Source organism: Agarilytica rhodophyticola, assembly GCF_002157225.2.
Classification (GTDB): domain Bacteria; phylum Pseudomonadota; class Gammaproteobacteria; order Pseudomonadales; family Cellvibrionaceae; genus Agarilytica; species Agarilytica rhodophyticola.
Genome location: NZ_CP020038.1, coordinates 4121805 through 4137659, shown reverse-complemented (window position 1 = coordinate 4137659; position 15855 = coordinate 4121805). Strand labels below are relative to the sequence as shown.

Sequence of the window (15855 nt, the reverse complement as noted above, 5' to 3'; positions counted from 1 at the left end):
AGATTATGCTTGTAAGTCTTTTTTACAGGGAAACTAAAGAGAATCAACTACACTTTCTAAAGCATCATATAAAAAATGTACAACACGCTGGATGACTTTTGTGTGCTATGAACGAAGTAGGGAGTGTTTATTGCAGGAATATTTAAACAGCTGATGAGCAAAATTAAATACCAGGACTTATCAATATTAGTGGCAGACGATTTCGGCAGCTTCCGCAGCTTAGTTAATACTATGCTAACGGAGTTGGGGGTCAGTGATATTGAAATGGCGTCTAATGGCGATCAGGTTATCGAAAAGTGTAAGCAGAAAAAATATGACGTTGTCTTGTGTGATTATGATTTAGGGGAGGGGCGCAATGGCCAGCATGTGCTAGAAGCTTTGCGCCATTATAATTACCTTTCCCGCTCCAGTATCTTTATTGTGGTTTCCGCCGAGGCCAGTCGCAACATTGTCATGTCTGCCTATGATTGTGAGCCAGACGATTATTTGATGAAGCCTATTACGGCCATGATACTACGGCAACGTATCGAGCGCTTGCTTGCTCAGAAAGATTCACTTCGGCCAGTGTATACAGCTTTAGATGAAGGCAATATGGAAACGGCCACTGATCTGCTCATTGATTTATCTATAAGTGAAGATCGACAAGCGAGTGCTGCTCAAAAATTACTTGGCCAAGTGTTTATCGAACAGGGAGAACTACAAAAAGCTGAAAAACTTTATATCCATGCCTTAGAGGCAAGACCTCTCGATTGGGCTCGCTTAGGTTTGGCAAGAGTAAAACAATTAAAAGGCGATTTGGACACAGCAGGAGACTGGCTATATCAAATTGTGGAAGAAAACCCTCTGTATTTACCTGCATATGATTTGTTAGCGGAAAACCTCAAGCAAAAAGGGGAGAAAAAAGCCGTACAAGAAACCATCGAAAAAGCGGTTTATGTCTCTCCCATGTCGATATTGCGACAAAGACGTTTGGCGGCTGTTGCAGAAGATAACGATGATGCATTAACAGCCATTGAAGCTCGCCGTAATACACTTAAATTGGGAAAGTTATCGTGTCACGGTTGTGTGGAAGATAACTTAAGCTTTGTACGCACTGTGGCTAATGCGGTGCAAAATCATTCCGAGCTTCCTAAGGAGCTTATTGATGATGCAACTGAGGTATTGAGCCTAACTCGTCAAGAATATGCACTCAGTTCTGAACAAGAGTCAAGATGTCGTTTACTCGAGGGCCGAGTCAGTGCTTGCCTGGGCGATATAACAAAAGCTAAGGCATGTATTGACGATGCGATTGCCGAAGCTACGATCCAAGGTATAGACGCAGATATTGAGCTGATACTACTGTTGTTATCTATTAATGCCGAAGATCAGGTCGAACGTTTTTTAAAAGAGTTACAAGAGAAATATCGAGATGATCAAGAGGCATTGGAAAAGCTTGATCAATTTCTTAGCGAGCCGGCGAGTCATAGCAATCGCCGTTTGGTTGCTGAAGCGAATAAAGAAGGGATTGCTTTGTATACGCAAGGAGAGTTTGATCGCGCTATTGCGTGTTTTGAAAAAGCGCGTACTGTTTTTCCTAAACATGTGGGCATTGGTCTTAATATCGTGCAGGCAGTGATTGGCAAATTGAAAAGCACACCTGAAGATGAAGCGTTAAAAGAAGAATGTCATTCTATTCTCAATGCTGTTGAATCCATAATTGATAATTCCCACAGTCAATATCAACGTTTTATAAAGCTGAAGAAAATATCAGAAGTTTTTCTACTGTGAGGTCAAGCATTATGATGGAAGAAAGAAAACCCATTGATTTTTCTATGGTGCTAGCATCTAGCGTTCATGATATGAAAAACTCGATTGGCATGTTGTTGGCATCACTAGAAGGTGTGATTGCTCATACACAAACAGAGAGTCCAGAACAAACCAAACATTTTAACACCTTGCATTATGAAGCCTCTAGGATTAATAGTGACCTGGTACAGTTGCTCACGATTTATCGTATGGAAAATTCTTTTTTACCTATACAAGTTGATGAACACTATGTGATTGATGTTTTGGAAGACCAAATAGCCCGCAATCATATTTTACTACAAACAAGTGATATTAAGCTGAGTACTCATTGTGATAGAAATTTAAAATGGTATTTTGATGATGATTTACTTGGCAGTGTTATCCATAATGTTTTTGTTAACTGTGTCCGTTATACCAAATCCCGCCTTTTAGTTGAAGCTGAAGTAATAGATGATTTTTTATGTATTACTATCGCTGATGATGGCCCTGGCTATCCTGACTACATGCTGGAAAAGCCACCAGGGTATATTGCAGAAGATGTCTCTTCTACTAGTACGCATTTAGGCCTGTATTTTGCCGATCGTATTGTTGCAATGCATAAGCAGCACGAAAAGCACGGCTATATTTTATTAGAAAATGGTGAGCCGTATGGTGGTGGTGTTTTTAAACTATTTGTACCCTAAATCTTAGACACTATTGAAAAATACAATGTTTTCACGTGTCAATCAGATGCTTAAACGCTAGAAGCACTATTATTTATTGTTTTTTGGTAAATTGAGTGTTTTAGTTTTTTGGAAATATTTATGTGGGCTCTTTATGTGCAATTGTCGTTACTTGTGCTCGAATATGAATTTGAGCGCAATAGTTCTTCATAGATATCTTTTTTTATCTCGTCATCCTTTTTAGATTTAATGCATAGGAGTTTTATACATACTATTTTGTCTGCTAATGAGCAAAAAATAGTAAGTTTGTGTTTTTTATATATAGGTATTATTTTATTTTTTGTTTTTGATAATTATGTCACAAAATAGCACCACGTCATTGAAAATATAAAATACAATGAACTTGTTCACATAATTTGTGAATTGTAATTTAACTAGGAAGTAAGTATGTATCTTCACGGAGGATAAATCCTTGATATGTTTTAGCTAATCCATAAATACCATTTAATTTGACTTTGTTATATTTCAATTTTTTTGAAATATTGCTTTGTTATTTAATTTTATTTCTTACATTGATTTTTATCAGTCTGGAGGATAAAAATATGAAAATGCAGTCATTTAATTATATTGCATCTGTCGCAGCTGTATCTGTTATTTCATTAAGCTCGTCCTTTGCTAATGCTTTTAGTGATTATTGTGATTCAAGTTCTCAAAGCTCTAACGTCGAATGGATTGAGTCTATTGCTATTAATGGCAAAGAATTCGCGTCTGGCAATAACGATGGGTATATAAGACATCCTGAAATTGTCGCCATGCTGGCTCCTGGAACTAACGAAATTACATTAACACCAGGGTTTCCTTTTAATGTCGCATTCAGTGAGACGTGGACTGGTTGGATCGACTTGAACGGTGATGATCTTTTTACTGATTATGAAAAGATTTTTGAGTTTCGTGCAACTACCCCAGAAACAGTAAGCTTTGAAATTCCTGAAGACTTGGATATTGGCTTGGCGACCTTGCGTGTTGTGATGAGTTACGATGGCTATAATCAGCCTTGTGGCGAATATGTATATGGTGAAACAGAAGATATGGCAGTATCTGTCGATCCATTACTTTTCCTTGATTAGTCGTTAAGGGTTTTATTTGTTATCGCAGCTGCTCATGTGCATATGGGCAGCTGTTACCTATTTTTAGAATAGGGTAAATAGTAAATTACCTAGTTTTATTCCTTGGAATTTTATTTTTTGTGTATGGTATGTCTTACGCTGCTGCTTCCTGATTGTTGACTTGTCTTTTTTAATCGTCTTTTGAGCTTTTTCGATAGCCCATCTACAGCTTCGTATGTTTGCAATTGCTTGCCTGTCCTCTCATAATATTTTCTTCCATAATTTTCTACTTGAGTCATCATTGGTGGGCTCGATTCTGAGAATCGTGCATATCTAATATGAGACTTTGTTGTTTTACTTCCATGATAATTTGCATGTCTTTCTTCATGCCCAGGGGTAAGCCATCTCGTTGCTCCCTTATCTTGCGTACATGTAACACAATATGGCAGTATGTTCGGCATTTTGCTTCTCTCCTATTCATTATGTAAAACTAACTTTCGAATTGAATGATGTATACGGTATTGTGTAGCTTTAGCTGGTATTAAGTTTGTTTTTTATAGAAGGCGCAAACATTTATGCTGAACGAGTGTACTAATGTTGAATTTTTATTTTTTGCCCATAATATATTAAATTATTCGCCAGGGAGTTAATCACAATATGAATACATTTCAACTTGCGCAAATTAATATCGCCAAAGCTCGGGCGACCATGGACTCTGACATAATGAAAGGATTTGTCGATCGTCTGGATGAAATTAATGCGCTAGCGGATAAATCTGAGGGCTTTGTCTGGCGATTACAAACGGATGAAGGGGATGCGACTTCCATCCAAGCCTATGATGATCCAATGATAATTGTCAATATGAGTGTCTGGCAAGACCTGGAGTCACTTAAGAACTTCGTTTATAAGACAGTTCATGTGGATCTCATTCGTGATAGAAGTGCCTGGTTCGACAAAATAACCAGTGCCCATCAAGCCTTATGGTGGATACCTGCAGGCCATATTCCTACTGTAGAAGAAGGTAGAGAGAAGCTGGAGATTTTACAGCGACAGGGTCCAAGCCGCGAAGCATTTACTTTTGCCAAGCCATTCGACCCATAAAGATTAAGATTTTCCCTCAATTACCGATAGCCACATGGAAGTGGCGTATTAGAGTAATGCAGGAGCAATTACCGATAGCCACATGGAGGTGGCGTATTAGAGTAATGCAGGAGCAATTACCGATAGCCACATGGAGGTGGCGTATTAGAATAATTTTAAAATGATATAGGGTTAAGACGTCTTAACCCTACTGATCAAAAGTCCCTATAGCTCAACAATCTCCAAACCTATTTTTTCTGCACTTTCTCGCTGGCCATTACTGGTTATTACCGCTGTGCTGGCTTTATCAGGTGTGAGATAAGTTTGCGCGACTCGTTTTAAGTCTTCAAGGGTGGTGTTTAGCACACGCTCTCTGAACTTTTGTCGATGGGCTACCGTTCGTCCGTGTAACTCTGCATGGAAACAGCGTTTAGCGCGACCGGCAGGGGATTCGGATTTATCCAAGCCACTGATAACACCCAAAATAGCTTCTTCGATTTTCTGTTCACTGGATTGTTGCTCAGCAAGCCAGTCTAAGGCTTTGTCAAAATCGTCTAGGGTTCCCTGCATACGCGGATCGCGATAAGAATAAAAACGAAACGCCGCTAGGTTATTATCTTGTGAGGCGCCGCCACCATAAGCACCGCCTTGCTCGCGAATGGCGGTATGCAAATAACCGTTACGCAAAAAGCCTCCGAGTACAACCAGAGGCGCCGCATCTGCATGATCCATGGAAACGGTTGCATAGGATTTAGCGCAGAAGTTAACTTGTGTATTAGTTAGCCAGGCCTCATGAATTTTTGCATTATGAGTTGCTAGAGCAAAATCATTTTTGCTCTGTGACTGATGGCTACCGCATAGGCTATGCAGGCCCTTATGGTAGGAGGGCAGCAGTTCTTCTTCACCGACGACTAATATCTCTTTTTCACCACTGATAATTGTGTTGTGTAAGTCGGCAAGCTTTTGTGCCAGCTGCTGTAATTGTTCAGGATTTTTAATCGCGTCATCAAGCGCTTTAATACCTTTAATTGCCGCCAACCCAGATTGTTGATGGTGTAACTTGGCAGTCGCGCAGATTCCGGCACTCGCTGCCATCATCGCTAAAGAATGGCCATTACCGGTAATACTCTGCTCTTGATGCACGCGAATTTGCGCCACCAGTTCTTGGATTCTGTTGACTTCGTCGAAGCGCGCTAGTTGGATACTGGTATGCATTAAATCGCTCAGTGCCGCCTGATTTCGGCTCAGCGCTTTGCCTGAGAATGTGTAGTAACCATTAATATCATTATTACTATCAACGGTACCGCGAATAGAACTGTAGGCATTGAAGCTGCCGCTGACACTCGCTTGCTGCCGCTGCATATCGAGATAGCTGTGCTCACCCGCGCCTAACTCTGTAACGATACTGCTATACAACGACAGATGAGGCAGTATTGTGGGTGCAATCTCTGGCAATTTAAAAATTACCTGCTGATACATCAAGCCATTAGTCCCAGCAGAATAGGAAGTCACACGAGTACTGTTTAACGATGATACTTCGCCGCACACGGAGTCTTCATGCTTGGGCACATCCTCTAAGGTGACCTTGGGTAAAATACTCTCATCATCTTGTGCTGCTTGTCTTTCCTTTAAGTCAGCCGCACGCTGAATAATATCTGCCACATCTTGTTCACTAAGCTGGCTTTTAATAGATGCTAAGGTATCCTTTTCAGACTGTTCTTGGCGCGCAGCCATTTCACTGTCTGGCACCATGGTCAGGCGAACACAGTGTTTATTTTGTAAAATTAATTCACGCGTTAAATTTTTAATAAAATCCGGTGATTTTATATCTTCTCGTAACTGTTCTAATTCATCGTCGATGTTTAACAGAGCAACAGGGTCACCGCGATGGGTAGCATTGGTCAGTGATGTTAAAATGAGCTGCAAACCATAGGGGTAACTATCGCCGCCCACTTCTCGTTGATGTAGCTCCAGTTGGTGGAGAGCAGATTCAATATCCTCTTGCAAAACACCATCTTCGGCGACCTTCTCTAAGGTTGTCATAATGAGTTTTTCAACATCATCGGCACTATCGGTTTTACAACCCGCTAAGCCACAGACAAAAGAGAGTTCTTTTTGCGAACTATCAAGACCACATAAAGGGGAGGGTGCATTACCCAAATCAGTGCTTTCAAGGGCGTACATAAGCGGCGTTGCGCTATTATCTAACAGCACACTCGATAGCAGCTGAGCACGCAGGCTGTCTCGTAAATTGGTGCTCTTGCCTAACAGCCACGCTATCACTACATGGGTTTTATCAGTACCGTCGTCATCGGTATTTGGATAACTTTCCTGCACTCGCACCGTTGCGTGTAGACGTTTCTCGTCGGGTACAGCAACACTGTAGTTTAAACGCTCGAATTGGTTTAAGGCTTGATCTTGAAACTTTTGCTGATGATCGTAGGCGCTGATATCACCGTAGGTCATAAAAATGGCATTACTGGGGTGATAATGTGTTTGATAAAACTGTTGTAATTGCTCGTAAGAGAGGTCTGGAATACTTTCGGGATCACCGCCGCTATTGTAATGATAGGTGGTAGTGGGGAATAAATATTTACACAAGCTGTGCCATAACTGTGAAGGCACCGAGCTCATAGCACCTTTCATTTCGTTATACACCACACCTTTATATTCTAAGGGGGTGCTTGAATCTGAGGCGTCTTTAAATTCCAGCCGGTGGCCTTCCTGGGCAAAATCTAGTTCATCGAGACGAGAGAAAAATACGGCGTCTAAATATACGTCCAGCAGATTGTTAAAATCTTTCTTATTGAGACTGGCGAAAGGGTAGGCTGTCCAATCGGAGCTGGTAAAGGCGTTCATAAAAGTATTGATCGAACGCCTTGTCATCATAAAGAACGGATCGCGTACAGGGTACTTTTTACTGCCACACAGTGCGGTATGTTCAAGTATATGAGCGACACCCGTTGAATCATGGGGTACGGTGCGAAGAGCTACTAGAAAAACATTCTCACTATCGCCACTAGACTGAGGTGACAAATGTATATGTTGGGCGCCAGTTTCGATGTGCTCATATTCATCGACATTGAGATTGAGTGATTTAACATGCTGTTGGCGAATTAAACGGAACGCAGGGTGCTGTTGTGACATTTAGGCCTCAGTGGTGATGATTGTTAAGATCAAGTGTAACGCAGTTTTATTCGAGATGTTTGAGCAATATCTCTTTGGCAATATTGACTCTGGATGCTAAGTAATCATTGCCACCTCGGTCGGGATGCAGCTTTTGCATAAGGGAGCGGTGCGCCTTAATAATATCCTTTTTATTGGCCCCTTTTGAAAGCCCAAGGATCTGTTGTGCTTCTTCTACAGAAGGGTCGCCGACACTTGCGTAATTATTATCCTGTGTAAACTGTTGTCCAGCGCGCTGTTGTAACACTCGCACAAGATAGTAGGAGCGTTTATCACGCTCTTGATAATAGTGTTCAAGTTCTTTTAATTGTTCAGTTGTAAGGGTATTAATTGCTGTGCCTTCATAAAGGCCACTGATAATTTGCCCGCTAATATTACCATTTTGAAGGTTGACTTGTACCTCCACGAAGGGGGTTTTAAAAACTGGATTGGAAAAAATACTACTGCGGCCCAAAAATTTAAACACCGATAAGGAGCCAAAAAATGCCCGCATGCTGAATCTTGCTAAGGCGAGGGCGCCGCCCAATATAGCGCCAAACCAATGTAGGCGCCCAGTAAAAATAGCTATAATACAAAAGCCCAGTGCAGTGTATATTAGCCCTTGAATAATGGCATTTTTGCGTTTTTCAGGTGGCAGCTTAAGCCAACGCTTATACGCCCAGTAAAGTGTAAATAAAACGGCGATGGCTAGAATAAGGCGTATCATGATTCCGGTGTCTCTTATGCTCTATTATTTATTGGCATTGATCATCGTTAGGACTTGTTTACATCCTGTAAGTTTCCAGTTGTCGTTTCTCATGCTATTACCAGCTACCATCTATTATCAGTCAGTATTTAGTATCAGTTAGTACACGTGCCTTTTGGCAGCGGCATCAGTACCTTCGGGTAACAGCCCGCATTATTATACGTATCTACTTTACCTGTGTATGTGCTTTAGGAGTCTATAGTTAATACGACGCCAATATTTTTAAGGTAGCTCTGTTCCTGTGTTAAACCTGCCATAGTTAATGGATGATTGCTGAGCCAATCTTTGGAAAAAGACAGATGAAAACCATCATAGGTTTCTTTAAGCGCTGGCGTATCATCTATATCTTCTCTTCGGCGATGCAGCAACGCCGCGATTCGCAGGCAAACCAGCAGCGGTACAAAGGCTTCTCGGGCAGTGCCGTCTAGTCCCTCTATTTTGTTCTCGTGAGGTTTTTTCCTGTGCAGTCTCACCAAAGTGGCTAAGATATATTGCTCGTAACGGCCAAACCCTGCAAGGTCACTGTGTCTAAGAATGTAGTGACCGTGATGATGGTAGCCAGAATGAGAAATATTGAGTCCGATTTCGTGCAGTTGTGACGCCCAATATAGTATTTTTGTGCGAGATACTCCCGGCAAGTTGGCGCGCTCAATTTGCGACCAAAAACGGCCGGCGGTAGTGCTGACTCGCTGAGCTTGGTCTTCATCAATATTGTATTGTGCCTTGAGTTTTTTTACTGTTTCCACCCGCGAGTCGTGGTCGCTGTAGCGCCCAATGGTGTCATAAATCAAACCCTCCTTGAGACTTGCAGATGCCACATGGATTTTTTCAAGTTTTAGCTGCTCGAAAATTGCCTGCAAAATAGCGAGGCCAGCGGGCAGTACATCTCGTCGCAGCTTGGTCACATTAGTGGCTATGATTTTGCCATTGTTGATGGTTTCTTCTACTAACTTGTCAAGAGATGCACGGGTAATGACAGCACCGCCATCTTTTTCTACCAGTATTTCGGCAACAGCCTTCATCGTGCCAGATGTACCATAGGCGGTTTTCCAGCCAGCTTTAAGATAATTTTTGCGAATTTCTTCTAGTTCTGTACACGCTTCATAATATGCCTTACGCATGTTGCCTTTGTTAACACCACCGTTGTGAGCAATATATTTTTCGGTAAAGGACACACATCCCAAGGCTAGGCTTTCTAGATGGGTTGGATCGTGGCTTGTGCCGATAACAAATTCGGTACTGCCGCCACCTATATCAACGACCAGCCTTTGATCATTTTCACTAATGGAGTTAGCGAGACCCGCGTAGACTAAGCGAGCTTCTTCATAACCCGATATGATTTGAATTTTAGCCCCAATAACTTGTTCGGCCTGAGTGAGAAACTTGTCTGAATTATTCGCCGCACGCAATGTTTTGGTTCCCACCACACGAATTTGTTGAGGGGGAATATCTCTTAGACGTTCTGCAAAGCGGTGCAAGCATTCTAAAGCGCGTTGCTGTGCATTATCGTCAAGTATCCCTTCTGATGTTAAGCCGCGAGCAATTTGCACCATTTGTTTTTCGCGATCAATAGTTTCTATTTTATCGTTGTCATTAATCCGAACGATTAACATATGAAAGCTGTTGGAGCCCAAATCAATGGCCGCAAAATAAGGAGATTCACATTGCATCATATTTGTTCTAATTATTACTTAATGTATAAACGGTTGAGCTAAAAATCACTTGGTTTAGTTCTTTTTGACTCTTGGTTTGGCGAGCAGAATCGATCATTGTTTACCAGCCTGAGCCAATTCTATCTCAATGTTAAAAAATGGACATACATTGAGTGTATAGTAAAGTGTTGCGTCTGGCTTCTAAGGACGCGATTCATTGAGGGCGATTATGCCCAGTAAACGTGTATTTGCAAGTTGTTAGTAGTGTTTAAGGGGGCTTGCCCCTAATTGTAAATACCTGTTGTAGTAATTTGTTGATGTTGTAGTACTCAAAGTGTATTTCTGGGGGAGTACTAATTGTATATAAGTACTAATTATATAATGTGTTTGATATAAGTGGAGTAAATTTTGATCAGTGATAAATGGGAGAGGCGTGCTTTTGGCCTGAGGATACTAAAAAACGGTCATCCAGATATTAGGAAGCTGCGTAAGCAAGCAGAGAATATTCCATCGATTCATGGCAATAAGTTTTGGAAATCAACGTTCTTACTTATGGATTACCTTACCGAGTTTCCGCCTGATAAAAAAGCGAAGGTCTTGGAAATAGGCTGTGGTTGGGGCTTGGCTGGTATTTTTTGTGCAAAGGAGTTTAATGCAAAAGTAGTATCGTTGGATGCCGATGATGCTGTATTTCCTTACTTGGAATATCACGCACTTATTAATGGTGTTAAAGCTAAGACGTGGAAGTGCCGTTATGAAAATGTGCGCAAGGAAGACCTAATGGATTTCGATCTTGTTATTGGAGCGGATATTTGTTTTTGGGATTCCATGGTAAAGCCCTTATATAACCTAACTAAGCGTGCTCATTCGGTCGGTACTCGAGTGGTGATGACAGATCCAGGTCGTCCTACTTTTCGAGAAATGTCTGAGCGAGCGATGAACAAACTTAATGCGCATTATGATAATTGGGTAACCCCGCATCCACATAATGCCACTGGCCTAGTATTAGATATGGACCCTGATTAGGTGGGACATGGGACACAAGCAAAAGTGGACACCGACCAGGCAGGCGTAAATCTGGCCAGCAGATATAGATTGAGAGAATGCAGATATGTTAACGAATAAAGCACAAATGCCTAGCGCAGAGACTGCGCTTGATGGAAGACAAGAAGCACTAGTAATATCGGATAAGCATTTTGTATTGGATAGCAATATGAAAGCCCCATTTCCCGATGATACTTCCTCAGTTCTATTAGGTATGGGGTGTTTTTGGGGGGCAGAACGACGCATATGGCAACAACAGGGTGTTCATACCACCGCGGCCGTTTATGCTGGCGGTTTTACTCCTAACCCGACCTATGAAGAGGTATGTAGTGGTATGACAGGTCATACCGAAGCGGTGCTTACAGTGTATAAAAATTCTCCAGAAGCGCTTGAAAATATACTCAAAGTTTTCTGGGAATCGCACGATCCAACTCAAGGAATGCGTCAGGGGAATGACTTGGGCACACAGTATCGCTCGGCAATTTATGTATTTAATGAAGAGCAAAAAGATGTGGCGCAGAAATCTTTGGCCTCCTATCAAGACGCACTTAAAGCTTCAGGACTTGGAGCTATTTCGACCGAGATAAAAGTGGTCGATACTTTCTATTATGCCGAAGAGTACCACCAGCAATACTTGGCTAAGAACCCTAATGGTTATTGCGGTATTGGAGGGACGGGTGTGTGTTTTATTGATTAAGCCGCTTTACGCTCACAGTTTGTTTTAATAAAGTAGCTATGAGCAAGCGAGATAAAACATACGCCTAGTTAGTATATTGCCTAGGGCCTGTTGATGCTATTTGAATGACCTTTGCTAAAGATTGTTCTGTCAGTACCGACGAGCTCTAGTACTACCATGTACTTAACGACTCACAATGGATAGTGCTTTACGGTGATGATCTTGTCGAGCTACTGCGTGCTAATCACCCTTCGGCTGAACATGACTACTATAAAACTCTGAAGTTTTTTCACAGCTTCCCTCTTATTTAATATTATCACTTGTTACAGGCTGTTAACCTAATTTTTTATAGACGCATTTTGGGGCTTTAAACCAAATAGATAACGGAAAAAGCTTACGGGCTTTACAAAAAAGTAACATAAGAAACTACAAACTAAGAATGTACTCAACAATAGAGTTATTGACTTTATTGCGATACCTTTATCCCATTGCACGATATAAAAGGCCAACGCAACAATAATCGTTTGATGCAATATATAAAATGGATAAATTAACTCATTCGCTGTATGCAGCCATGTGGGTGTTTTTGTGCATAGTGCACTCGCATATCCGATCATTGCCAATAATCCGGACCAGGATACAAGTGTGCAAACCAACCACCATAACTGCCAACGTATTACCAGTGGAACATAGTCACTCATATCCGGCATGAAATAGTAACTATAAAAAACAATGGAGCTGAATATAAACCATTTTAAATTGACTGATCGGTTAATCGATAATTGCTCCCATATCTTAGGCTTACTCATGAAGCTCATGCCGGCCATAAAAAATAATAAGAAGAATATTGAAACCGATAAGTTGTCCACCCCATTGTCTTCAGAGGGCATAAGTAGCTTAAGGCTACAACGAAATAGCGAGATAATAAGCACAAGTGAGAACAGTCCGTGTTTAGACGATACGACTAATTGTTCAAGCTTATTAATAACAATACAGCCTGCCTGGCTGTTGAGTGCTGATTTAGCTGGTATGGCTAACAGCATAAACACTATAAGAAACTCAATAAACCAAAGGTGATTAGCGTCAAACGAGAAAAATAAGTGCTTATAAGCATCGATTATACCGGTATACTCGTTGACATTTTCATAGTAGTTTTGAGGCGGTACTATAAGCATCATGCCAACAATAAGAGGAATAAAAAGGCGATGAAATTTACTGATGATGAATGTTCTTGTTTTAGTTTTCTTTAATAAAAGTAGGCTGCCTGCTCCCGCAATAAAGAAGAGTGTCGGTAATCTTAGTTGCTCGAAGTACACCATAATATCATCAAGCAATTTACTCGACTGTGTATTCATTACATGCCACTTATCGCCATTAAATGGCATGAACACATGATGTAAAAATACCGCCAGGATTAAAATGACTCTCAACCAATCTAATTCTGAATACCTTTGTACTTTCATTAAATGCATGCTCTCCAAGAGCTTATTTCCTCTACTTGGTTGCGTTCTGGTTGGAGTATCCTCTTTAGGATAAAGTGGTGGAGTCACTTTAAATAAAACATAAGCTGAAAAATCACATGGATAAATTTTCTGGTCTTTTTATACACATGTCATTATGTCACCATACCCACTTATAAGAAAGCTATTGCCGAAAAGTATGTTGCTATTAACCTACTGGCAGTATTTTAAGGGGCCATAAATGGAACTCGCCTAAGATGCTGGCAGTAAAATATCAAGCCTATGAATAACCGTATCATATGAAGTATTGTGTTGTGACGTTTGGTTTGAGGTGACGCTTGAGGTGATGAAGGTTACTACGACTTTGTAGAAGTGCCTGTCTTGGGGTATGGTTCTGGGGTATGTGAGTTATTATCGTCTCAGCGATGCTTTTTATGAATGCTCTAGGCTATCTTCTTCACCTAACACTTCAAGTCGCAGTTTATGAGCAAAAGCGATAATATGAGCTACAGCAATATATAAGCCTTCGGGGATTTCATCCCCCAGTTCAAGCTGTGATAGTAAGTCAACCAGCGGGGCATTATCGCACAAGGGGACGTTATTTTCTTGTGCAATTCGAATGATTTCCTCTGCCTGAAGACCTTCTCCTTTGGCTGCAATGGTCGGTGCTTGGTTGCCGTCATAGAAAAGTGCTACGGCTTGTTTTAACTCTTCGTCTGAAAACATAAGATTTAATTTAAGTTTTAATATCTATTAATGTTTGCTGTAATTTCATGGGTTTTTCTGGTGGTTTCCCTTGAATACACTGTATTTCTTCCAACTCGATACCATTTTTTTTCATTTCTTGTTTTAGGGTTTCTAGCTTTCTCTTGCCTTTGAGCCAGAGCTGTTTTTGTTCAATCCAAAGCGTTGTTTTAACACTATGGTCATCAACCGTAATGTCGCTGGCAAAAGTACCTAGCTTTTGTAAGTCAAACTCCAAAAAAACATGCCATCTTTTTTTGAGTTTTGCTGTGTCTTTATTGTCTTTATCCCTGCCTTCTGTCTGCTCTTTATTTTCGTAGTAACGTTCTTGAATGCTGATTGTTAGAGGAAAAAACTCATCGTTTATTCGCACCGGAAATTCAAATAGGCCGCCGCTACTTACTGTGGAGTCCTGCTGTTTTTGCAGTAACTGCTGGACTTGTAAGCTTGTAAGCCTGGCGAGTGCAGAAAGTAATAGTGGTTCTAGCCGAGTAATGAATTGTCGATGGGCATCTTGCCAATTAATTTTGCTATTGTTCGTTGTTGACGAAATATTAAAAAGTGACTGCATTAATTTATCGAAGGATGAACGTTCGATAAATTGATTTTTTTGTGGATGTTTTGATAGCTCCTGAGAGAAGTTTGTTAGGGTGTTGATAATGCGTAAAACATCTGCTTTTAAATCATCTTGGAAAACTTCTTTTGTTGTTATTCCTGGACTATTTATCTTTTGATTACTTTCACCTTGTAACGGTGTGTTTATTGGTGTGCGCTGAGTTGCTTGATACCCCTTATCATTGTTGAGTGACAATATTTTTTGTTCAAAAAATATTCCGGAATTTTTCAATAAACTTTTCAACGTGCCGGCATTTGTTAGTTGTTGTGTCTCAGGGGCTTTATCTAATAGCGCTAGGGTTTTTGTGGTAATTGACGACAAAAGATTTAAGTCTTTTATTAGCCGTTGATTATTTTCCAGTTTGGCAACCTGATTAAGCTTGGTAAATATTTCGCTCATGTTTTTTTGCAATGGTAGATATTGTTTTAAGCTATTTGCCAGTGTGCTTGTCGGTAATTTTGAAAACTCGTGGATGATATTTTTTTGTGATGATTTCGCCTGGTTGATATGTGTTAATAAAGTTGAGTTTTTTTCGTTGTTAAATGTTTTTGTAAGGTTGTTGTGTTGCACAGAACTTAGATGTGATGATGCCAAAGAAGATGTTTTTGTCACCTCAATAAACGCTTGGCCATCTTTTTTTATAAGCACGGGAACTTGTTGTTTTGCTTGTAATTCTAACGCGGTAAATGCAACGAACTTTTTGCCAAGGGCTGTGAGTCTGGCGAGATACAAATGTGGTTGTGCTATTAATGTATTTTTTGCCGCACTTGCTGTATTTGAATGTGCAGTTAGAGTGACCAGTTTTTCTCGCAAAGTCGAGTCGACAAATGTTACTGCATCTACAGTCGCAGTGATTCGGCTGCCTTCGGGCAGCTTGCTGATATTGAGCAAAGCGCCTGCCTGTTGGGTATTACCCAGCTGTTGCAGTAGCTTTTGGTGAGTAATCGAAGTGAGATCCATACCTTAAGTGTAGGTTATTTGATCAGGCTTTTTGTAAATTGAGTATTAAGTGGAACAAGCAGGTGGGATTCAACGAGTGTCGATCAAAACCCGAGTAAAGCATCGACACATACCATCTTTTTATTCGTTGAGTATAATG

12 protein-coding genes are annotated in these 15855 nt (G+C 40.8%); 6 read left to right on the top strand and 6 right to left on the bottom strand.

Annotated features, from left to right (window positions below):
* Nucleotides 1–153: 153 nt before the first annotated feature.
* From BVC89_RS17350 to BVC89_RS17330, 4 genes are all read left to right on the top strand, one after another.
* Nucleotides 154–1767 (top strand): response regulator, encoded by a 1614-nt coding sequence (locus BVC89_RS17350; protein WP_103654280.1) that lies wholly within the window; start codon nucleotides 154–156, stop codon nucleotides 1765–1767.
* A gap of 11 nt (nucleotides 1768–1778) precedes the next feature.
* A complete protein-coding gene (locus BVC89_RS17345; protein ID WP_245929128.1) occupies nucleotides 1779–2468 on the top strand; it encodes a sensor histidine kinase in 690 nt (229 codons plus the stop codon).
* A 581-nt stretch (nucleotides 2469–3049) separates the two neighbouring features.
* Nucleotides 3050–3574 carry a GEVED domain-containing protein gene (locus BVC89_RS17340; RefSeq protein ID WP_086932403.1) on the top strand — a complete coding sequence of 175 codons (525 nt, stop codon included), beginning with the start codon at nucleotides 3050–3052 and terminating at the stop codon, nucleotides 3572–3574.
* 636 nt (nucleotides 3575–4210) lie between these two features.
* Nucleotides 4211–4654 carry a DUF3291 domain-containing protein gene (locus tag BVC89_RS17330; protein WP_086932401.1) on the top strand — a complete coding sequence of 148 codons (444 nt, stop codon included), beginning with the start codon at nucleotides 4211–4213 and terminating at the stop codon, nucleotides 4652–4654.
* A gap of 204 nt (nucleotides 4655–4858) precedes the next feature.
* Here BVC89_RS17330 and BVC89_RS17325 read toward each other — a convergent pair whose 3' ends face one another.
* The 3 genes from BVC89_RS17325 to BVC89_RS17315 all read right to left on the bottom strand — a co-directional run bounded on the left by BVC89_RS17325 (nucleotide 4859) and on the right by BVC89_RS17315 (nucleotide 10237).
* Nucleotides 4859–7780 (bottom strand): insulinase family protein, encoded by a 2922-nt coding sequence (locus BVC89_RS17325; protein WP_086932400.1) that lies wholly within the window; start codon nucleotides 7778–7780, stop codon nucleotides 4859–4861.
* Nucleotides 7781–7826: 46 nt separating this feature from the next.
* The gene (locus tag BVC89_RS17320; protein ID WP_086932399.1) at nucleotides 7827–8525 is read right to left on the bottom strand and encodes a DnaJ domain-containing protein; all 699 of its coding nucleotides are present in this window, start codon (nucleotides 8523–8525) and stop codon (nucleotides 7827–7829) included.
* A 227-nt stretch (nucleotides 8526–8752) separates the two neighbouring features.
* Nucleotides 8753–10237, bottom strand: a complete 1485-nt coding sequence (locus BVC89_RS17315; RefSeq protein ID WP_086932398.1) for a Ppx/GppA phosphatase family protein — start codon at nucleotides 10235–10237, stop codon at nucleotides 8753–8755.
* A 387-nt stretch (nucleotides 10238–10624) separates the two neighbouring features.
* Here BVC89_RS17315 and BVC89_RS17310 point away from each other — a divergent pair, with 387 nt between their 5' ends.
* Together BVC89_RS17310 and msrA are read left to right on the top strand one after the other, a co-directional pair.
* The gene (locus BVC89_RS17310; protein WP_245929126.1) at nucleotides 10625–11242 is read left to right on the top strand and encodes a class I SAM-dependent methyltransferase; all 618 of its coding nucleotides are present in this window, start codon (nucleotides 10625–10627) and stop codon (nucleotides 11240–11242) included.
* Nucleotides 11243–11327: 85 nt separating this feature from the next.
* Nucleotides 11328–11957 (top strand): peptide-methionine (S)-S-oxide reductase MsrA, encoded by a 630-nt coding sequence (msrA, locus tag BVC89_RS17305; protein WP_086932396.1) that lies wholly within the window; start codon nucleotides 11328–11330, stop codon nucleotides 11955–11957.
* 317 nt (nucleotides 11958–12274) lie between these two features.
* Here the strand turns inward: msrA and BVC89_RS17300 are convergent, their stop codons facing one another.
* The 3 genes from BVC89_RS17300 to BVC89_RS17290 all read right to left on the bottom strand — a co-directional run bounded on the left by BVC89_RS17300 (nucleotide 12275) and on the right by BVC89_RS17290 (nucleotide 15716).
* Nucleotides 12275–13399, bottom strand: coding sequence for an acyltransferase family protein (locus BVC89_RS17300; RefSeq protein WP_086932395.1), 1125 nt, complete (start codon nucleotides 13397–13399; stop codon nucleotides 12275–12277).
* Between the two features lie 429 nt (nucleotides 13400–13828).
* Nucleotides 13829–14122, bottom strand: a complete 294-nt coding sequence (locus BVC89_RS17295) for an EscU/YscU/HrcU family type III secretion system export apparatus switch protein (protein WP_086932394.1) — start codon at nucleotides 14120–14122, stop codon at nucleotides 13829–13831.
* Between the two features lie 10 nt (nucleotides 14123–14132).
* Entirely contained in the window at nucleotides 14133–15716 is a 1584-nt protein-coding gene (locus BVC89_RS17290; RefSeq protein WP_086932393.1) for a hypothetical protein, read from the bottom strand.
* Nucleotides 15717–15855: the final 139 nt, after the last annotated feature.